The organism is Streptomyces violaceusniger Tu 4113, assembly GCF_000147815.2.
Taxonomy (GTDB): domain Bacteria; phylum Actinomycetota; class Actinomycetes; order Streptomycetales; family Streptomycetaceae; genus Streptomyces; species Streptomyces violaceusniger_A.
This window is the reverse complement of the sequence record NC_015957.1, coordinates 6817759-6837569: the sequence shown is the minus strand read 5'-3', so window position 1 is coordinate 6837569 and position 19811 is coordinate 6817759. Positions and strand designations below refer to the sequence as shown.

The 19811-nt window shown below is 71.6% G+C and carries 15 protein-coding genes and 2 pseudogenes; 4 read left to right on the top strand and 13 right to left on the bottom strand.

Features of this window, described 5'->3' with window-relative positions:
- Positions 1–205: 205 nt before the first annotated feature.
- Both STRVI_RS27715 and STRVI_RS27710 read left to right on the top strand, forming a co-directional pair.
- Positions 206–973 (top strand): annotated as a pseudogene (locus tag STRVI_RS27715) (ThuA domain-containing protein); the annotation flags it as partial.
- 213 nt (positions 974–1186) lie between these two features.
- Positions 1187–3574 (top strand): glycoside hydrolase family 95 protein, encoded by a 2388-nt coding sequence (locus STRVI_RS27710; protein WP_043239955.1) that lies wholly within the window; start codon positions 1187–1189, stop codon positions 3572–3574.
- Between the two features lie 8 nt (positions 3575–3582).
- Here STRVI_RS27710 and STRVI_RS54880 read toward each other — a convergent pair whose 3' ends face one another.
- The 11 genes and pseudogenes from STRVI_RS54880 to STRVI_RS27655 all read right to left on the bottom strand — a co-directional run bounded on the left by STRVI_RS54880 (position 3583) and on the right by STRVI_RS27655 (position 14921).
- Positions 3583–4908, bottom strand: a complete 1326-nt coding sequence (locus tag STRVI_RS54880; protein ID WP_014058945.1) for a 2-aminoethylphosphonate ABC transporter permease subunit — start codon at positions 4906–4908, stop codon at positions 3583–3585.
- Positions 4901–5949, bottom strand: a pseudogene (locus tag STRVI_RS27700) (ABC transporter ATP-binding protein). The gene STRVI_RS54880 and the pseudogene STRVI_RS27700 overlap by 8 nt, the downstream one beginning before the upstream one ends.
- Complete coding sequence (locus tag STRVI_RS27695) at positions 5949–6650, bottom strand: HAD family hydrolase (RefSeq protein WP_014058944.1); 702 nt, start codon at positions 6648–6650, stop codon at positions 5949–5951. The pseudogene STRVI_RS27700 and the gene STRVI_RS27695 overlap by 1 nt, the downstream one beginning before the upstream one ends.
- Before the next feature lie 5 nt (positions 6651–6655).
- Positions 6656–7780, bottom strand: coding sequence for a TIGR03364 family FAD-dependent oxidoreductase (locus STRVI_RS27690; RefSeq protein ID WP_014058943.1), 1125 nt, complete (start codon positions 7778–7780; stop codon positions 6656–6658).
- Between the two features lie 131 nt (positions 7781–7911).
- The gene (locus STRVI_RS27685) at positions 7912–8667 is read right to left on the bottom strand and encodes a GntR family transcriptional regulator (protein ID WP_014058942.1); all 756 of its coding nucleotides are present in this window, start codon (positions 8665–8667) and stop codon (positions 7912–7914) included.
- Between the two features lie 25 nt (positions 8668–8692).
- Positions 8693–9499, bottom strand: a complete 807-nt coding sequence (locus STRVI_RS27680; protein WP_014058941.1) for an acetoacetate decarboxylase family protein — start codon at positions 9497–9499, stop codon at positions 8693–8695.
- Between the two features lie 45 nt (positions 9500–9544).
- Positions 9545–10906: a pyridoxal phosphate-dependent decarboxylase family protein gene (locus STRVI_RS27675; protein ID WP_014058940.1), complete on the bottom strand. Its 1362-nt coding sequence runs from the start codon at positions 10904–10906 to the stop codon at positions 9545–9547.
- Between the two features lie 33 nt (positions 10907–10939).
- Positions 10940–11788 carry a fumarylacetoacetate hydrolase family protein gene (locus STRVI_RS27670; protein ID WP_014058939.1) on the bottom strand — a complete coding sequence of 283 codons (849 nt, stop codon included), beginning with the start codon at positions 11786–11788 and terminating at the stop codon, positions 10940–10942.
- An 11-nt stretch (positions 11789–11799) separates the two neighbouring features.
- On the bottom strand, positions 11800–12735 hold the full coding sequence (locus STRVI_RS27665; protein ID WP_014058938.1) for a 3,4-dihydroxyphenylacetate 2,3-dioxygenase: 936 nt from the start codon (positions 12733–12735) through the stop codon (positions 11800–11802).
- Positions 12728–14239 carry an aldehyde dehydrogenase gene (locus tag STRVI_RS27660; protein WP_014058937.1) on the bottom strand — a complete coding sequence of 504 codons (1512 nt, stop codon included), beginning with the start codon at positions 14237–14239 and terminating at the stop codon, positions 12728–12730. Before STRVI_RS27660 ends, STRVI_RS27665 begins: the two co-directional genes overlap by 8 nt.
- Before the next feature lie 106 nt (positions 14240–14345).
- Positions 14346–14921, bottom strand: a complete 576-nt coding sequence (locus STRVI_RS27655; RefSeq protein ID WP_014058936.1) for a MarR family winged helix-turn-helix transcriptional regulator — start codon at positions 14919–14921, stop codon at positions 14346–14348.
- Positions 14922–15116: 195 nt separating this feature from the next.
- Here STRVI_RS27655 and STRVI_RS27650 point away from each other — a divergent pair, with 195 nt between their 5' ends.
- Positions 15117–16472 carry a glutamine synthetase family protein gene (locus STRVI_RS27650; protein WP_014058935.1) on the top strand — a complete coding sequence of 452 codons (1356 nt, stop codon included), beginning with the start codon at positions 15117–15119 and terminating at the stop codon, positions 16470–16472.
- A 51-nt stretch (positions 16473–16523) separates the two neighbouring features.
- On the opposite strand, the gene STRVI_RS27645 is transcribed toward STRVI_RS27650, so the two are convergent.
- Entirely contained in the window at positions 16524–17255 is a 732-nt protein-coding gene (locus tag STRVI_RS27645; RefSeq protein WP_014058934.1) for a dienelactone hydrolase family protein, read from the bottom strand.
- A 132-nt stretch (positions 17256–17387) separates the two neighbouring features.
- Entirely contained in the window at positions 17388–18335 is a 948-nt protein-coding gene (locus tag STRVI_RS27640; RefSeq protein ID WP_014058933.1) for a LysR substrate-binding domain-containing protein, read from the bottom strand.
- Positions 18336–18445: 110 nt separating this feature from the next.
- Here STRVI_RS27640 and STRVI_RS27635 point away from each other — a divergent pair, with 110 nt between their 5' ends.
- The gene (locus STRVI_RS27635) at positions 18446–19759 is read left to right on the top strand and encodes an aspartate aminotransferase family protein (RefSeq protein WP_014058932.1); all 1314 of its coding nucleotides are present in this window, start codon (positions 18446–18448) and stop codon (positions 19757–19759) included.
- Positions 19760–19811 lie beyond the last annotated feature (52 nt).

The window sequence follows — 19811 nt, the reverse complement described above, 5'->3', positions numbered from 1 at the left end:
GGCCGGCCAGAGCTTTTTGTCAACGGGCTTTGCAAAGTGGGGCCGACTCGGTACGGTCCCCTTACGCCCACGGAGGCAGCCCCTCCCCTCACCGAGGCTCGCAGCCGTGTGGCGCCCTGGGCGCGACGGCGCGCGCCTGTGCCCAACCCCCTTTGAGAATCACACTTCTCCCCGGAGGTTCCCCGTGCACAGGAAACGTCCCGATCTGCCCGCCCCCACCCAGCGCCGCACCGTGATCAAGGCCGCGGCCGGTGCCGTGCTGCTCACCGGCGCGGCGACCGCGCCCGCCTGGGCCACGTCCGCCCGCAGGCGGCCGAGGGCGGGCCGGGTGCTGGTGTTCTCCAAGACGGCGGGCTTCCGCCACGACTCCATCCCCGACGGCGTCGCCGCCATCACGAACCTGGGCGCGCAGGGCGGTTTCGCCGTCGACGCCACCGAGGACGCCGCCGCCTTCACCCCCGGCAACCTCGCCCGCTACGCCGCGGTGGTCTTCCTGTCCACCACCGGCGACGTCCTCGACTCAGGTCAACAGACGGCCTTCGAAGGCTATGTCGCGGCGGGCGGCGGTTACGCGGGCGTGCACGCCGCCGCCGACACCGAGTACGACTGGCCGTTCTACGGCGGGCTGTGCGGTGCGTGGTTCCAGTCCCATCCGGCGATCCAGCAGGCCACGGTGAAGGTCGAGGACCACGCCCACCCGGCGACGGGCCACCTCGGGGACACCTGGGTGCGCACCGACGAGTGGTACAACTACCGCACCAATCCGCGCGATACGGCCACCGTGCATGTGCTCGCCGCGCTGGACGAGTCCTCGTACACCGGCGGCACCATGAACGGGGACCACCCCATTAGCTGGTACCAGAAGTACAAGGGCGGCCGGGCCTTCTACACCGGCCTCGGCCACACCAAGGAGTCCTACGCCGAGCCCGCCTTCCGGCAGCACCTCCTCGGTGGCATCACGTACGCCATGGGCGTGGCCACGACCGGTCACGGCCGCTGACCCGGACCCGGACCCGGACCCGGGCCGCGGCAGAGCGGCCCGCCGGGACGGCCGGACGGAGCCCGGGTCGAGGCAGATCCCGGGTCGAGGCAGATCCCGGGTCGAGACAGATCCCGGATCGAGGCAGACCCCCACTCACCCCTTCCTGGAGTCGCAGTGACCCCTGATGTCCCGCGCCGACAGTTCATGGCGCTGGCCGCCACGACCACCACGGGCCTCGCGGCCGCCGGCCTGCCCGCCGGGACGGCCCACGCCGCTGCGCCCGCCGGGCGCGAGAAGGCGGACCGGCCGCTGGCGCTGTGGTATCGCGAGCCCGCCGCCGACTGGCTGAGCGCCCTGCCACTGGGCAACGGGCGGCTCGGCGCGATGGTGTTCGGGGCCACGGAGACCGAGCGGCTGCAGCTCAACGCGGACACCCTCTGGGCGGGCGGGCCGCACAGTTACGACAACCACAAGGGCCTGGCCGCCCTGCCCCGCATCCGGCAGCTCGTCTTCGACGGAAAGTGGCCCGAGGCCGAGACGCTGATCAACTCCGACTTCCTCGGGGTGCCCGGCGGCCAGGCGCAGTACCAGACCGTCGGCAGCCTCCTGCTGAGCCTGCCGACGGGCGGCGCGGTGACCGGCTACCGGCGGGAGCTGGACCTGGACTCGGCGGTGGCCACCACCACGTACACCCGCGACGGCGTGACCTTCACCCGTGAGGCGTTCGCCAGCGCTCCCGACCGCGTCATCGTCGTCCGGCTGTCCGCGTCGAAGAAGGGCGCGCTGTCCTTCGGCGCCACGTTCGAAAGCCCGCTGCGCACCTCCCTGTCCTCGCCCGACCCGCTCACCGCCGCGCTCGACGGAACGGGGGACGCCACGGGCGGGGTGGACGGCGCGGTGGGGTTCCGCGCGCTGGTGCGGGTGCTCGCCGAGGGCGGCACCACCACCAGCGCGGGCGGGACCGTCACCGTCCGGGGAGCCGACGCGGCGACCGTCCTGGTCGCCATCGGCACCACCTATGTGAACTGGGAGAACGCCAACGGTGACGCGGCGGGCCAGGCGGCCGCAGACCTCAACCCGGCGGCGAACCGCCCGTACGGACAACTGCGCAGCCGCCATGTCGACGATCACCGCGCGCTGTTCCGCCGTACCTCGCTGGACGTGGGCAGCGGCGACGCGGCGGCCCTGCCCACCGACGAGCGCGTCTCCCGCTTCGCCTCCGGCGGCGATCCGCAACTGGTCGAACTGCACTTCCAGTACGGCCGCTATCTGCTCATCGCCGCATCCCGCCCCGGCACCCAGCCGGCCACCCTCCAGGGCATCTGGAACGACCTGACGAGCCCGCCCTGGGGCTCGAAGTACACCATCAACATCAATACGGAGATGAACTACTGGCCGGCCGCCCCCGCCAACCTTCTGGAGTGCTGGGAACCGGTCTTCGCCCTGCTCGACGAGCTGGCTGTGGCCGGGCGCTCGACGGCGCGCACCCAGTACGGCGCGGACGGCTGGGTCACCCACCACAACACCGACGTCTGGCGCGGCACGGCCCCCGTCGACGGCGCCTTCTGGGGCATGTGGCCCATGGGCGGTGCCTGGATGTCCATGGCCATCTGGGAGCACTACCGGTACACGCGCGACACGGAGAAACTGCGGGCGCGCTACCCCGTCCTCAAGGGCGCGGCCCAGTTCTTCCTCGACGCGCTGGTGACCGACCCGGCCACGGGCGCGCTGGTCACCTGCCCCTCCGTCTCCCCGGAGAACGCCCACCACAGCGGAGGCGGCGGCTCGCTGTGCGCCGGGCCGACGATGGACATGCAGTTGCTGCGCGACCTGTTCGGCGCCGTGGCCTCGGCCGCCGACACCCTCGGCACCGACGCCGCCCTCCGGGACCAGGTGCTGGCCGCGCGCGGACGGCTCGCCCCCATGAAGATCGGCGCGCAGGGCCGGCTCCAGGAGTGGCAGCAGGACTGGGACGCGGGCGCCCCCGAGCAGGAGCACCGCCATGTCTCCCATCTGTACGGGCTGCATCCGAGCAACCAGATCAGCCGGACAGGCACCCCGGACCTCTTCACCGCGGCGCGCACCACGTTGGTGCGGCGCGGTGACGCGGGCACCGGGTGGTCGCTCGCCTGGAAGGTCAACTTCTGGGCGCGGCTTGAGGAGGGCGACCGTTCGTACAAGCTGCTCGCCGATCTGCTCACCCCCGAACGCACCGCCCCCAACCTCTTCGACCTGCACCCGCCGTTCCAGATCGACGGCAACTTCGGCGCCTGCGCCGGAGTGACCGAATGGCTGCTGCAGAGCCAGCACGACGAGCTGCATCTGCTGCCCGCCCTCCCGTCGCAACTGCCGGACGGGAGCGTACGGGGCCTGCTGGCGAGGGGCGGTTTCGAGGTGGACATGAGCTGGCGGGGCGGCGCGCTGAACGAGGCGCGGCTGACGGCCCGGGCGGGCGGGCCGGCGCGGCTGCGCACGGCGAAGGACGTGCGGGTGACCTCCGGGGACGCGTCCGTCCCCACGACCCGGCCGGAGCCGGGTGTCACGGCCTTCACCGCCGACGCGGGCGCTGTGTACGTGGTACGTGCCGCCTGAGCCGGGGGTCAGTTGTCGGTGGCCGACTTCCAGGCGTCGATGTACGAGGGGAGGTTCTTCTGGATGTCGTTCCAGTCGGGCTGGAAGACCTCCACGCCGTCCATCAGCTTGCTGAGCGCGGTGGCGTTGGCGTCGGTGGCCTTGATGTCCTTACGGGCCGTGAAGCCGCCACCGACCTCGCTGACCTGGTTCTGGGCCGTGCGGCTCAGCATGTAGTCCAGGAGCTTCTTGCCGTTCGCGGTGTGCGGGGCCTTGGTGACCAGACCGGCCGCGTACGGCAGGGCGAAGGTGGTGGGCTTGCCGCTGCGGCGGGCCGGGAACCAGATGCCGAGGTTCGGCATGGACTTCGACTGGGCGTAGTTCATCTGGACGTCGCCGTTGGCGACGAGCAGTTCGCCCTTGTCGACCTTGGGCGCCAGCTTGCCGGTGGAGGCGGCCGGGCCGACGTTGTTCTTCTGGAGCTTGGCCAGGTACTCCATGGCGGGCTTCTCGCCGCCGAAGTCGTGCCTGGCCTTGATGAGCACGGCCGTGCCGTCCCCGGCGACGCCCGGGGTGGAGTACTGGTCGGACTCCAGGATGGCCTTGCCGTAGACGAGCATCGGCAGGGTCGTGACGCCCTTGGCGCCGGTGAAGAGCACGATGCCGAACTCGTTGAGACACAGCACCAGGACCAGGCTGCCGCCCGCCGCGAGGGCGGGCAGCGCCTCGGGCAGGATGATCTGCCGGATGATCCGGGGCGCCCGGGCGCCGAGCGAACTGGCCGCCTCCAGTTGCGCGGTGTCCAGTTGGGAGAACGCGGCGAGCAGCGGACGCATCACGAACGGAGTGAAGTACGTGATCTCGGCGAGCAGTACGCCCCAGGGCGTGGTGAGGAACTGGAAGGGCCCCTCGCCGGCACCGGTGACATCCGTCCACAGACCGTTGGCCATGCCGGTCGAGCCGTAGACGAACAGCAGCGCGAGGGTGATCAGGAAGGACGGGAAGGACAGGAAGACATCGATGAAGCGTGCGGCCACCCGCGCCCCCGGGAAGGGCACGAACGCGATGATCAGCGCCAGCACGAAGCCGAGCACCAGACATCCGGCGGTCGAGGCCGCCGCCAGCCATACGGTGGTCCACAGCGCCTCGCGGAACGCCTCCGAGGCGAAGACGTCGGCGTACGGCTGGACGGAGGTGCCACCGGTGTCGGGCCGGACGGACTGCTGGACGACGAGGGCCAGCGGATAGAGGAAGACCAGGGCGAGGAGGCCGACGGGCGGCAGCGCCCACGCCCAGGCCCAGGCCGCCGCGCGGGGCCGGGCCTTGGCCCCAGTGCTCAGGGTCGCGCTAGCCATGGCCGCTCACCCCGGCGGTCAGCAGCACGGCGTCCTCGGGTGCGAAGTGCACGGTCACGGGGTCGCCATGGGCCGGTGGCTCGCGCAGCTCCCGTACGTCGGCCATCACCCGGTGCCCTGCCACGTCCACGTACAGCCGGTGGGTGGCGCCCCGCCATTGGATCTCCGCCACCGTGCCGGTGAGCCGGTTGGGGCCCGCCCCGATGCCGACCAGATGGGGGCGTACGCACAGGGTGGCGGTCGCGCCCGGTACGGCCCCCGCCGTGTCGACCGCGATCTCGGCGTCGGCGAATGACACGCCCGCGGAACCGACCGTCACCGGCAGCAGATTGGCGTTGCCGACGAAGGAGGCGGTGAACGCGTCGGCCGGAGCCCGGTACAGCTCCCGCGGGGTGCCGCAGGCCTGGAGCCGGGCCTTGTCCATCACCGCGATCCGGTCGGCGAGGGTGAGCGCCTCGACCTGGTCATGGGTGACGTACAGGATCGACACCTCGGGCAACTCCCGGTGCAGCCGGGCGAGTTCGGCCAGCATGCCGGAGCGCAACTGGGCGTCGAGCGCGGACAGCGGCTCGTCGAGGAGGAGGACGTCCGGGCGGATGGCGAGCGCGCGGGCGGTGGCCACGCGCTGCTGCTGGCCACCGGACAGCTCGCGCGGGTGGCGGCGGGCGTACGCGGCCATGCCGGTCATCTCCAGCGCCACGGCGACCCGGGCCCGGATCTCGGCCTTGGGCACCTTGCGGGCCTTGAGGCCGAACGCGACGTTGTCCTCGACCCGCAGATGCGGGAAGAGCGCGTAACTCTGGACGACCATCCCGATGCCCCGCCGGTGCGGCGGCAGATCGGTGACGTCGCGGTCGCCGAGGAAGACCCGCCCGGAGGCGGGCCGTACGAACCCGGCGACCGCCCGCAGCGCGGTGGTCTTGCCGGATCCGGACGGCCCGAGCAGCGCCATGACCTGCCGGGTGCCACCGTGAGGTCGAGGGCGTCCAGGACGACGTTCCCGTCGTAGGCGACGGTGACCGCGTCGAAGCGGATGCCCATCAGCCGACTCCCCGCAGCAGGGCGGGCAGATCGGCGACCGAGTCCAGTACGTGGGTCGCCCCGGCCGCGCGGAACGCCTCGTCGCCGTGGGCCCCGGTGCGCACCCCGGCGACCAGCCCCGCCCCGGCCCTGACGCCGCTGAGCATGTCGTAGGAGGTGTCGCCGACGACGGCCACCTGGGCCACGTCCTCGGCGGCCCTGGTCCGCAGGAACGCCTCCAGCACCATGTCCGGGTACGGCCGCCCGCGCCCGCCCGCGTCGGCGGGACACAGGGTGAGCGGCACCAGGCCGCGCCAGCCGAGCGCGTCCAGGATGGCGTCCTGGGTGACACGGGCGAAGCCGGTGGTGAGGACGACGGTACGGCCGTCGGCGGCCAGCTCCTCGATGGCCTCGCGGGCGCCGGGCACGGGGGCGATCAGACCGCCGTCGACGAGTTCGCCGTACGCCCGCTCGAAGGCGGCGTTGGCGCGCTGCGCAGGCTCCTCGGCGCCGAACAGCCGGCGGAAGACGGAGATCTTGGACTCGCCCATGGTGGCGCGCACATAGGCGAGCTTCTCGGCGTGGTCGGGGGTGCCGGGCCGGGCGCCCAGCTCACCGGAGGCGGCGTCGAAAGCGCGCTCGACCAGACCGCCGTCGGCGACGGTGGTGCCGGCCATGTCGAGGGCCACCAGGCGGATGGTGGTGTCGGTCGGGGTGGTCATGTGCGTCACCAGCCCAGTTCGTTCGCGGTGGTTTCGGCTATCGCGGGCGAGCAGGTCATGCCGCGCCCGCCGGGCCCGGTGACCAGCCAGACGCTTTTCCGCACCCGCTGGCGGTGCACGACCCGGCTGGTGTCGGTGCACTGTGCGTACACCCCTGCCCAGCGGCGCCGGATCTTCGGCAGCGGGCGGCCGAGGAGGGACTCCACGACGCCGGTGAGGTGGTCGTAGGGGTCCTCGAGGGTGTCGAAGGCGAAGGGATGCTCGTACTCGTGGGTGTCGCCGATGGTCAGTCCGCCGTCGGCGCGCTGCACCATCAGAAGCTGCATACGGTGCTCCTCGGCCGTATCGGCCTGCGGCCGGCGCGCGTTCAGCTCCTCCAGGGCGGGGGAGGCGTACGCCGGGTAGTAACGGAAGCTGTCGGCGTCGGCGACCGAGGTGGTCAGCGACTCGCCCAGGGGGTCGGTCTGCATCATCTGGAGCCGGACGCGGCGCACCGGCAGATCGGGACCGGCCAGCTCACGGACCAGGCCGCCGAGCCAGGCGCCGGTGCACAGGACGACGGCGTCACCGGTGTGCACCTCGCCGTGGTCGTCGCGGACGGCGCGCTCGCCGATCACCTCCCGGACCTCGCGGCCGGGCAGGAAGGTGTACCGCGGGGAGTTCAGCAACTCGGCGCGCAGGGCGAGCTGGGCGGTGCGCGGCTCGACGGCCGCGTCCCGCTCGCAGTACAGGGCGGCGTCGAACGCCCCGCGCAGGGCGGGGTTGAGGGCCCGTGCCTCGCCCGCGGTCAGCAGCTTGTAGCCGCGCGCGGCGGCGTCCGTGCGGGCGACCGCGGCCTCGGCGACGGCCAGCTCCAGCTCGCCGCGGACCGGGGTCAGGGAGCCGTTCGGACGGAAGCCCAGCGCCGGAACGCGGCTGCCGATGTCCTCCCACAGCTCCCGGGCCCGCAGCGCGGTGTCCAGCTCCTCGCCGCCCGCTCGGCCGCTCACCCAGATCTGGCCGAAATTGCGTAGCGAGGCGCCGCGAGCCTCCGTCTCGCGCTCGATCTGTACGACCTCATGGCCGCGTTCCACTGCGTGCCAGGCGTGCATGGTGCCCACCACGCCGGCTCCGACGACTATCACTCTCACGTCCGTCACGCTCCATGCGTCTGGGGAACCGGAGGAATCCGGCTGTCAACGAGAGCGTGAACCGGGCATCACATTTGGGCTAGACCCGTTATCTTTTTGTGATGCGACAAGCGGGGGCAAAGGGGCATTTCTCAGCCGCTCAGATGTGTCGTGAAGGAGAACCGGTCACCCCGGTAAAGCGTCCGGACCCGCTCCAGCGGACGGCCCGCGGTGTCCCGCGAAACACGGTGGATGAGCAGCATCGGCAGGGCCGGCGGGGTGCCGATGAGCAGGGCCTCGCGCGGCGTGGCCAGTACGGTCTCGATCCGCTCGTCGGCGTCGCCGAAGACGATGTCCCGGTCGGCGAGGTAGGCGTAGAAGGAGGAGTCCGGATCGAAGGCGGTGTCCAGATCGGGCACGCGGGCCTCGGCCACGTAGGTGCTCTCCAGACCGACCCGCTCGTCATCCGCGAGCAGGACCCGTTCCAGATGCCAGACGGGCTCGCCACGGGTCAGGCCGGTCTCGGCGGCGAGCGCGTCGGGGCAGGGGAAGCGGTCGAGGGTGACCAGCGCACGGCCCGGGGTGCGCCCCTGGCGCCGTACGCCCTCGGTGTAGCTGGCCAGCGACAGCGGCTGTGCCAGCTTGGGCCCCGCGACCACCGTGCCGCGGCCCTGCCGCCGCAGCTTGCCCTCCAGCACCAGCTCGCGCAGCGCCTGGCGCACCGTCTCCCGGGCGACCTCGAACCGCTCGGAGAGGTCACGCTCGGTGGGGATGGGGGAGCCCTCCCCCAACTCGTCGATGAGCCGGTCGATCTGGGCCTTGACGGCGTAGTACTTGGGCACGCGGCCGTGCTCCGGGATGCCGGAGCGGACGGGGGCGCCGGGGGCCTGGTCGTTCGGGTAGTCCACGCAGAGATCGTCGCAGACGGGGTTTCTACCGGGCCTGCGAGGTGCCGGACTCCAGCAGCCGGCCGCCGTCCCAGACCACGCCCACCTGGCGGTAGTACGCGGCGATCGGCTCGTGGACCTCCAGCCGGGCCAGCTCCTCGGTGGGCGCCTCGAACAGCTCCAGCTCGGCATCGCCGACCCATGGCCGCCCGCCCTCGAAGGAGGCGGCGCCGGACTCGACCAGCTCGTCGAGGGCGAGCCCCTTGCCGTTCTCGATCGAGGGCAGCCAGCGGTGGTGGGCCATGGGGTGCCCGTTGACGAAGCCGCCGGTCTCCGACGGCTCGCGCAGGGTCACCACGGCCTGGGCGAGCCGCCGGTCGGCCGCGGCGAGGGTCGCGCCGAACCGGGCTCCCGCCTCGACGCGCGGGGCGGGCCCATACGGATGGGGGCGGGTCTGATGGATGGAGCCGAGCTTCTTCGGATAGCCCTGATGCAGTCCGCGGGCGATCGCGAAGTCCTTGTCGACCCAGATGTAGACACAGCGGGAGTACGTCCGGCCCCGGTAGGCGCAGCGGACGACCGCGAAGGTCTCCTTGTACTGGGAGCGCACCGGGTCCAGCAGCTCCCGGCCGCCGGTCGCACACGACTGCCAGTCGGCCCAGATCAGCGCGACCGCTCCCGGATCCTCGGCGGCCGGCTCCAACGGCTCGGGCAGCAGCTCGCGTACGCGAGCCGGGTCGGTGCGGTACTCGATGGTGAGCAGGTCGCCGGAGTAGTGCCACGGCGGGGAGGGGATGAGGGACGAGGCGCCGGTGGCGGTCTTGGGCGGGAAGTAGCCGTGGACGCTGGTCATGCCGTCACGCTCCTGCTGGTGGATGAGCTGGGGGCAGGGCGGCCGTCAGCCATGCGCGAGCCGCTCCAGGCGGGCGTGGAGCTGGTCGACGTAGCTCTCGGACTCCGGCTTCATCAGCACACTGCGCAGGACGCGCGCACCGTCCGCGTCCCGGATGAGCTTCGGATGGAGGGCCGTCAGGCGATCGGCGCCGAGGCGGAGCGTGCTCACGAAGACGGGGTCGCCGTCCGTCATCCCCTCCTGCAGAATCCGGGCGCTGGACGCGTCGATCTGCGACAGCGTGGCGGCCTCGGTCACCGGGAAGTAGCTGACGATGTCCAGTTCCGGGGCCTGGTACAGCTCCAAGTACTCGGAGTCCTCGATGAGTTCGGCCCAGCGCAGGGCCGCGCGCCGACCCGCCGCGAGCGACTGCCCCAGCCCCTCGCGCGTGGGCGGTATCAACTGGAAGGTGAGCCACAGGGCGGCGGCCGCCGCGCCCGCGCGGGAACACTCCAGGCTGATCTCCCCGAGGTGCAGTCCCTCGGAGGTGAAGTACGTGTACGGCGAATCGTGCAGATAGAACCGGCCGACCGAGGGATCACGGAACAGGACGGCGCCGCAGCCGTACGGCTGGAGGCCGTGTTTATGCGGGTCCACGACGATGGAATCGGCTTCGGCGATGGCCCGCCACGGCTCCTCGGGCAGGCCCTCGGGGCCCTCCGCCCCGGCCAGCAGGGTGAAGAAACCGCCGTAGGCGGCGTCGACGTGGATGCGCACTCCGTAGCGCTCGCGCAGCGCCAGCGCCTCGTGGATCGGCTCGACGGCGCCGAGCCCGGTGGTCCCGGCGGTGAGCACGACGGTGCCGACGGTGCCGGTCCGCAGCAGACTCTCCAGCGCGTCGAGATCGATCCGGCCGAGGTCGTCGACCGGGACCGGGTGGCCCTCCACGCCCAGGACACGGCACATCCGCCCGTGGGTGTAATGAGCCTCGGTGCTGTAGGCGACGCCCTTGCCGGGGTGCAGTTCGCGCGCCACGAAGAGCGCCTCGAGGTTGGCGATGGTGCCGCTGGTGGTCAGATGCCCGAGGTGGGTGTCGTAGCCGAACATCGTGGCGAGCTGCTGGACGGCTTCCCGCTCCATGTCGGCGGTGGCGGGGCCGCCGTCCAGGGCGTGGTTGTTGGGGTTGATCAGCATCGCCGTGAGGTAGCCCACGACCGCCGCCGGATGCGGTGGCTTCAGCATCTGGCCCGCGTAACGCGGGTGGAAGAAGGGGTAGTTGTCCCTGAGCCGGTCGGTGAAGGCCTCGAACGCGGCGGCGAACCGGTCGTCGTCCACCGCCAGCGCCGGATGGGCCTGGTAGGGGCCGAAGGTCTTCGCCCAATCGGCGTTCGACGCCAGGGCCGCGGCGAGCCAGCCGTTCAGATCCATATGGTCCACTCCTTGGTCACGACGCGCTTTTGTTCAGGGCCGCTTGGGCGGGCGGACGCCGCGGAACTCCCAGTCGCCGCCGAGGGCGGTGGACCGGACCTCCTCCGACTCGGTGGGCTGCGCGCCGACGTCGGTGCGGATGGGGGCCGGGCCGGTGACGATGTGGTTGGTGAGCCGGCCCAGGCCCTCCACCTCCACCTCCACGACGTCGCCGGGCTGTACGGGGCGGGAGTTGGCGGGCGTCCCGGAGAGCAGGACGTCGCCAGGGTAGAGCGTGATGGTGCGGGCGATGTCGGCGACGAGGTAGTGCATGTCCCACTTCATCTCGTCGGTGGAGCCGTCCTGCGCCAGCCTGCCGTTGACGTAGGTGCGCAGGTACTTGCCGTGGAAGTCCCAGTCGGTGACCAGCCCCGGACCCAGCGGGCACAGGGTGTCGGACCCCTTGACGCGGAGCATCGAACCGGCGTCGGTGTCCCGGAAGTCGTGCAGGCCGAAGTCATTGGCGATCGTGTAACCGGCGATGTGCTCCGCCGCCTGCTCGGGCGCGATGTTCCGGGTGGTCTTCCCGATGACGATGGCGACCTCGCCCTCGTAGTTGAGCCACTCGCAACCCTCGGGGCGGACGACGGCGCCCTGGTGGGAGTTGAGCGCCGAGGTCGGCTTGTGGAAGTACGTGGGGGCCGCGGGGAGCCGGCTCTGGAACTCGGCCACGCGGCTGAGGTGGTTGAGGTGGACGGCGATCACCTTGGAGGGGACCACGGGCGGCAGATGCCGGGCTTCCCAGGCCGTGACGCGGCGACCGTCGCCGGTCACGAGTGTGTCGCCCTCGCGGACGGTCTCCACCACGGCGCCGTCGAGGAGGATGCGGCGGTATTCGGGCATGTCGGCTCTCCTCAGACGGGGCTGTGCGGGGCGGGCACGGTGGCGGAGGCGGCCGGGCCGGTGCCGGTCCAGCCGTCGGCCGGGCGGTCGAACCAGAGGTGGGCCTGACCGGTGCCGACGGCGTTCTCGTACGCGCCGTACTGGCGGGCCCGGGCGACGCACGCCCGCTCGCCGAGGGCACCGGCCATCATCAGGTAGTGGAAGAACTTCGCCTCGGGCCGGTACGTCCAGAACGTGTCCATGGTGTTCAGCACCTTGTCGTGGCGGCCCTCCTTGAACCAGGCGATGCGCTCCTCGTCCGCCGCCCTCGCCTCGGGGGTGAAGACATGGCGCGGGTCGCTGGACTCGTGGTCCCGGATCTCGCGCAGCGGCCAGAAGGTGTGCGAGAGGGCGCCGGAGGCGATCAGGAGGACGCGGCGGCCGGGTGTGGCGGCGATGCCGTCGGCGAGCGCCCGGCCCAGCCGGAAGTGGTCCTCCATGTCGCCGGTCTGGCAGACCCCGATCGTCATCCACCGCTTGCCGGGCAGGCCCTCGCCCAGGAACTTCCACAGGTTGACGGTGGCGTACTGGATCGGCAGACAGGCGTCGTCGATCGCGGTGATGAAGGTGGCATGTGCGTCGGCGAAGTGCGTGATGGCGTGGGCGAGTTCGGGGTCGCCGGGGAAGTCGTACGGCATCCGGCACATGCCGCGCGGCAGCTCCTCGGAGGTGTACAGCCCGGCACGCCGCGGCTGGGCCGTCACGACGAACTCGACCGTGGTGGCCCAGTGGGAGTCCAGGACGACGACGGTGTCGTAGTCGTCGCGCGCGAAGACGTCCTCGCGGAGCCGGCGGAGGCCGGTGACGAGGGTGATCTCCTTGCCGTCGTTGAGCTCGCGCCGGGTCTCCTCCGGGAGCACGATGGTGGGGACATGGGCGAGCAGACCCGCCCCGACGATCTCACCCATGGTCGTGGAATCCCTTCGGGGCCATCACGCGGTTCTTCAGGTCGCAGTAGAAGTCGAAGCTCCAGGTGCCGCCCTCGCGGCCGACGCCGGAGAGGCGGGAGCCGCCGAAGGGCGCCCGCAGGTCCCGTACGAAGAAGCAGTTGACCCAGACCGTGCCCGCCACCAACTGGTCGGTGACGCGCTCGGCACGCCGGTGGTCGCCGGTGGCGAGGGTGGCGGCCAGCCCGAAGCGGGTGTCATTGGCGAGGTGGACCGCCTCCGCCTCGTCCACGAAGGTCTGCAGGGTCAGGACCGGGCCGAAGACCTCCTCCTGGACGACCTCCGAGTCCTGGGCGACATCGGTGAGGAGCGTGGGCCGGTAGTACAGACCGCCGAGCCGGGCGTGGGAGCCGCCGCCGAAGACCACGCGGGCACCGGACGCGACCGCCCGCCGGACGAAGCCGTCGATCCGCTCGATCTGGCGGGGGTGGATGGTGGGCCCGATGTCGGTGGCCTCCTCGCGCGGATCGCCCTGCCGCAACCGGGAGACCTTCGCCACGAAGCGCTCGGTGAACTCGTCCGCGATCGACTCCTCGACGAGGAGGCGGGTGGCGGCCAGACACACCTGCCCGGCGTTGTCGAACTGCTCCACGGCCAGGTCGACGGCCAGCTCCGGATCCGCGTCCGCGAAGACCAACAGCGGTGATTTGCCGCCGAGTTCCAGGCTCAGCGGGGTCAGGTTCCGTGCGGCCGAGGCGGCGATGCGCCGGGCGGTGGCCACCGAGCCGGTGAAACTGATCCGGCGGACGTCCGGGTGGGAGGTGAGGTCGTCGCCGATCTCGGCCCCGTGGCCCTGGACGACATTGAGCACACCGGGTGGCAGCCCCGCCTCGGCCGCGATGTCCGCGAGCAGCGAGGCGGTCAGCGGGGACCACTCCGCGGGCTTGAGGACCACCGTGTTCCCGGCGGCCAGGGCCGGGGCCACCTTCCACGTGGCCAGCATCAGCGGAGCGTTCCACGGGGTGATCAGCACACAGGGGCCCGCCGGGTCCCGGCTGACGTGGTTGGTGTGGCCGGGCGCGGCGGGGCCGCCGGTGTGCGTGGTGAAGTCCTCATGGCCCAGCGTCAGCAGCCAGTCCGCGAAGAAGCGGAAGTTGTGGGCGACGCGCGGCATCACACCCCGTCGGTGCGAGCGCAGCAGCGCGCCGTTGTCGGTGGTCTCGACGATCGCCAGCTCTTCGAGCCGCTTTTCCACCCCGTCGGCGATGGCGTGGAGGATGCGGGCGCGCTCGGCCCAGGGAGTGGCGGCCCAGCCGGGGAAGGCGGCCTTCGCGGCGGCCACGGCGGCTTCGGCCTCGGCGGGGCCGCCGCGGGCGATGCGGGCGAGGGTGCTGCCGTCGATCGGCGAGACGTCGGGGAAGGTGTCGGCGGACGCCACGCGCCGGCCGCCGATCCAGTGTCGGGTGTCGACGGCGACGCCGGCGATCCGCGCCTCGTGCACAGCGGTGTCCGGCTGTTGGGGCATGTCCCGAACCTCCAGCTTGTTTGGCCCCAAACAAGCTAACTCTGCCACGAGGCCGGGTCAAGGTTGCCGCCTTCGGCGACCCGGGACTGCGCCGGGCCGGGCGTGGTCACTGGCGGGAGCGGCGGCCCGAACGGCGCGGGGCCAGATCCCTTCCGTCGAGGAGCTGCCGTCGGCGCTCTTCGCCGTGCTCCTCCAACTGGGCCACGATGGCGCGCAGCCCGTTGGCGAGTCGCAGGCAGTCCTCGGCGCTGAGCGGGGTGGCGACGAACGCCTCCTCGGCGTTGAAGGAGGGAAAGAGGCGCTCCATGAGTTCCTCGCCCTCGGGGGTCAGCGAGAGCAGGACACGCCGGCCGTCGTCGGGATGGGATGCGCGGGCCACCAGACGGCGTGACTCGAGAGTGCGCGCGATCCCCGTCAGTGTCCCCTTGGAAACGCCCGCCTCCTCCGCGACCGACCAGGTCTCGGCCTCGCCCCAGATCCACAGCACCCACAGCACCACGAAGCCGGTCCAGGTCAGATCGTGCGGGCGCAGCACGGAGTTCTCCAGGTGCTGGCGGACGGCCGCGGCGGCGCGGTGGATATTGGCGACGGCGGCCATCTGTTCGCGCTGCAACTCGAAGCCGCCGAGCCGTTCCTGGACGGCCTGTTCGGTCTCGGTGATGGATCGGCGGCGCCCGGGCACGATGGCATCCTCCTCGGCTGCGGGCGGCAAGGACCGCCGTGTCATTCGTTCGCGATCAAATGTAGCCCCGGGTGCGCCGGTCGCCGGGGCGTTCGCGCCCTGGCCGCATCGTGGCGATCCCTTGTGGACGGCCCGGCCGCCTCGTATCGTGTGGGCCCTCCCGTTTGGCATCAAATAACTTTTGCGGAGCGACCATTGAGCGCCGAGACAGCCGACCGCGTCCGCCAACGGACCGAGGCACTCGCCGCCGAGGGCATCGACGTCGTACGGGTCGCCTATCCCGACATGATGGGCTCCGACCGCAGTCGGGATATCCTGCTGCACCACCTGCCCCATGCGGTCGGCCATGGACTCGCCTTCAGTCGCGCCGTCTATCACACGGGCGCATTGGGCGATCACTCGCACATCCCGGGTGGTCTCGAGGCCGGTATGCCGGACATCCTCGTACGCCCCGACCTCACCACGCTCGTCGCGCTGCCCTGGGAACCGGGTGTGGCCGGGTGCATCGGCGACGTCCGGGACCCGGCCACCGGACTGCCCGTGCCCGAATCGCCACGGGATCTGCTGCGTCAGGTCATCGGCCTGCTGATCGACGAGGACCTGACCGCGGTGGTGGGCCCGGAGCTGGAGTACGTCCTGCTCGACCCCGACCCGGCCTCGCCCGTCGGCTGGCGGCGCTACGCCCCCGCCCCGGGCCACGTCTATACGACCGGCCGCAAGGGCGACCCGGACGGGCACCTTCTGCGGACCGTCCGGGCGCTGCACGCCCTCGGGCTCGACGTCAGTGGCGGCAACCGGGAGTTCGACAGCGGCCAGTTCGAGATCAACCTCAGCCACTGCGAGGCGCTGGACGCCGCCGACCGGGCCTTTCGCTTCAAGGCCGCTGTCAAGGAACTCGCCCATAGGGAGGGCAGGTTGGCCACGTTCATGGCCAAGCCGTTCAACGACGGAGGCGGCTCGGGTTTCCACCTGCACCTCTCCCTCGTCGACGCGGACGGCCGGAACGTGTTCGACGCGCCCCGGGGCGCCTACGGCCTGTCCGCCACGGCTCGCCACGCCATGGCCGGAGTGCTCGCCCACGCCCCCGCGCTCTCCGCGCTCCTCAACCCCACCGTCAACTCGTACAAGCGCTTCGGCCCGGACACGACGGCCCCCTGGCTGATCAACTGGGGCCTGGACAACCGCAACGCCCTGGTGCGCATCCCGCCCGAGCGCGGCGGCGCCACCCGTCTGGAAGTGCGCCTCGGCGATGCCACCGCCAACCCCTACCTCGCCATCGCCGGTGTGCTCGCCGCGGCCCATCTGGGTATCGCCGCCGCCGAGGAGCCCCCGGCGCCGATGACCGGCCAAGGCCACGACCTGGGCACCACCGCCGCGCTGCCGACCGGCCTCGGCCGGGCACTCGACGCGCTCGAAGCCGACGACCGGCTCACCGATGTGCTCGGCAAGCCCTTCGTGGACGCCTTTCTCACCTTCAAGCGCGATGAGCTGGCCAGGTTCCAGCGATACGTCACCGACTGGGAGTTCCGCGAATACGCCCGGATCACCTGAGCCCCCCGGCACAGCCGCGCCGCGATCGGCGTGGCTGTGCCGGGGGCACCATCAGCCGAGGTGCCGGACGAAGAACCGCAGCGCGCCGTCCAGCTCGAAGGCCGGGACGTCCCCGTGCCCGCCCGGGTTGGCGTGCAACGTCTTCTCGGCCGAGGCCAGGGCGTCGAACAGCGCCAAACTCTCGGCCCGCGGCACTCGTTCATCGTCCCACTGCACCAGGAACTCCACCGGGACGGTGATCCGCGCGGCGTCCCCGGCCGAGGCCAAGGCCCCACCCAGCCCCAGCACCGCCGCGCGGACCCGGGGTTCGGCGGAGACGAACGGAACGCCGAGTCCGCACCCCAGTGAGACTCCCCAGTAGCCCACCGGCCCGGCGCCGACGTGTTCGAGTCGCTGGACCGCGTCCAGCACCGCCCGCCATTCCGGGACGGTCCGGCGGGCCACCCGCGCCTGGAACTCGGCGATGAGCGGGGCCAGTTCTTCTCCGGCCGCCACCCGAGCCTGGTTCTCGGCCGCGATCCGGTCGTACTCCTCGACCACCGGACGGTCGCCATGCGCGGGCACGTCGACCGCCACCACCGCGAAACCGCAATCGGCCACATAGCGGCGCGCCCCGGCCAGGATGTCGGGGGCCTTCTTGTGCCGACCGCCACCGTGCCCCATCAGGATCAGGGGACGCGTACCGGCAGCACCTTCCGGTGTCCACAGCACACCGGGAATCTCACCAAGGGTGAAAAGTTGTTCGCGGACACCGTCGGACGATGTCTCAGAGGCGAAGCGCATGGCGTTTCAAGCCTTTCGGGATGCCTTCCGCGGGCACTCCCTGGACCATGCGGGGGAGGGAGGCCCGACCTGTCACAGCGTTGATCGGTCTCACCTCCTCGGTTCGCGGCAGCGCACGGCAGCCCGAAAATATCACGCACCGAAGCCACCTTGTTCCCGGCCGGGACGCAGGTGCGGTGCGGACAGGGCCGGGAGTTCGGGGTGGTCGCGCAGCGCCGCGACCACCGCGTGCACCGCCGCGCGCTGCGTTGTGCCGCGGCGCACCGCGATGGCGATGTTGCGGTGCACCGGTGTGCTGAGCTCCCGGGTGGTGACGGCGTGGTCCGGTGTGATGGCGAGGGCGGGCAGCAGGGTGATCGACCGGCCCGACTCGACGTGTTGCAGCAGCATCAGATAGTTGCTGAACCGGCAGGCCACCCGGGGTTCGAAGCCCGACTCGCGGCACAGCCGTACGGTCAGATCCGCCATATACGACTGCGGCCGGTCACACGCCCATGTCTCCTCCGCGCATGCCGCGAGGCTCACCGTCGTGCGGCCGGTGAGGGGGTGGTCAGGTGGCAGCACCAGCACGATCGGGTCGGTTCCCAGAGGAAGGATCTCGAGGTCCGCGCCCCATGAGAGGCCGACGTAGTCGGTGGTGGTGACGATGACGTCCGCCTCCCCCGAGCGGAGGGCCGGTCCGCTCTCGTGCGGCTCCAGCTCGATCAGCTCCAGGTGCAGCCGCGGGTGGGTGGTGGCCAGGCGGGTCGCCGCCGGGACCGCGAGGGTGTAGATGGCGCTCTGGAACGCCCCGAGCCGTACGGTGCCGATGGGCTCGTCGTTCAGGGCGTGCAACTCGGCCTCGGCCTCGGCCATCTGGTCCAGGATCTCCCGGCCGCGACGGGCCAGCAGCAGACCGGCGGGAGTCAGCCGCACCTTCCGCCCCGTCCGCTCCAGCAGCCGGCACCGGGTCTCGGTCTCGAGGACCGCCAGTTGCTGGGACACCGTCGAGGCGCTCAGATGCAGCGTCTCGGCGACCGCGCGGACGGTACCCAGGGTTTCCAGCAGGCTGAGCAGCCGCAGCCGCCCCGAGTTGAGCATGCGACCGATTGTAGGTTCGGCCGTACGATCTCGCTGTACGGTTCCGCCTGACAGAGCGGTCGGATCTGTGCGATGGACACGCGCAGCGGCGCATCCCTACCGTCGTTCATATGCCTTCCGAGACTGCCGGTGCCGCCCCGGAGCGCCACCTCATCCGCTACAGCGGCCATGCCCCGTTCACCTCCGAGATCATCGCCCGCGCCGCGGGCACATCGGTGTTCACCGAGAGCGGTCGCGAGCTGCTCGATTTCACCTCCGGCCAGATGAGCGCGATCCTCGGCCACTCCCACCCGGCGATCGTCGCGACCGTTCGCGAGCAGGTCGCCCTCCTCGATCATCTGCACAGCGGCATGCTCAGCCGCCCGGTCGTCGACCTCACTCGCCGGCTCGCCGAGACCCTGCCCGAGCCGCTGGAGAAGGTGCTGCTCCTGACCACCGGGGCGGAGGCGAACGAGGCCGCGGTGCGGATGGCGAAACTCGTCACCGGCCGCCATGAGGTCGTCTCGTTCGCCCGCTCCTGGCACGGGATGACCCAGGCGGCCGCGAACGCCACCTACAGCGCCGGGCGCAAGGGCTACGGACCCGCCGCGCCGGGCAACTTCGCGCTGCCGGTCCCGGACCGCTTCCACCCCGACTTCGTGGACGCCGAGGGCGTGCTCGACTGGCGCCGCCAGCTCGACCTGGGGTTCGACCTGATCGACGCCCAGTCGGTCGGCAGCCTCGCCGCCTGCCTGGTCGAACCGATCCTCAGCTCCGGCGGCGTCATCGAACTCCCGCCGGGCTATCTCGCCGCCCTGGCACAAAAGTGCCGGGAGCGGGACATGCTGTTGATCCTCGACGAGGCGCAGACCGGGCTGTGCCGCACCGGCGACTGGTACGCCTTCGAGCACGAGGGTGTCGTCCCGGACATCCTCACGCTGTCCAAGACGCTCGGCGCGGGGCTGCCGCTGGCCGCCGTGGTGACCAGCCCGGAGATCGAGCAGCGGGCGCATGAGCGGGGGTTCTTGTTCTTCACCACCCATGTCAGCGACCCGCTGCCGGCCGCCGTCGGCAACACCGTCCTCGAGGTGCTGGTCCGCGACCGCCTCGATGAGCGTGCGCGCGGGCTGGGCACGGCACTGCGCGGTCATCTCGACGAGCTCGCCACCCGCCACGACGCCGTCGGCGATGTCCGCGGCCGTGGCCTGCTGCTGGGAATGGAACTGGCCGGCGACCAGACCCTGGGCGCCGGTGGCGCCGACCGGCTGGGCGCGGCCGTCACCCGGCGCTGCTTCGAACTCGGGCTGCACATGAACATCGTCCAGTTGCCCGGCATGGGAGGCACCTTCCGGATCGCGCCCCCGCTGACCGCGAGCGACAACGAGATCGCCCACGGCGCCGCCATCCTCGACCAGGCGCTCACCGACGCCGTCAAAGACCTCTGACGGTATCTCCGGTGACGTATCTCCAGGGTTCGCATGACAGATGTCAGATGGA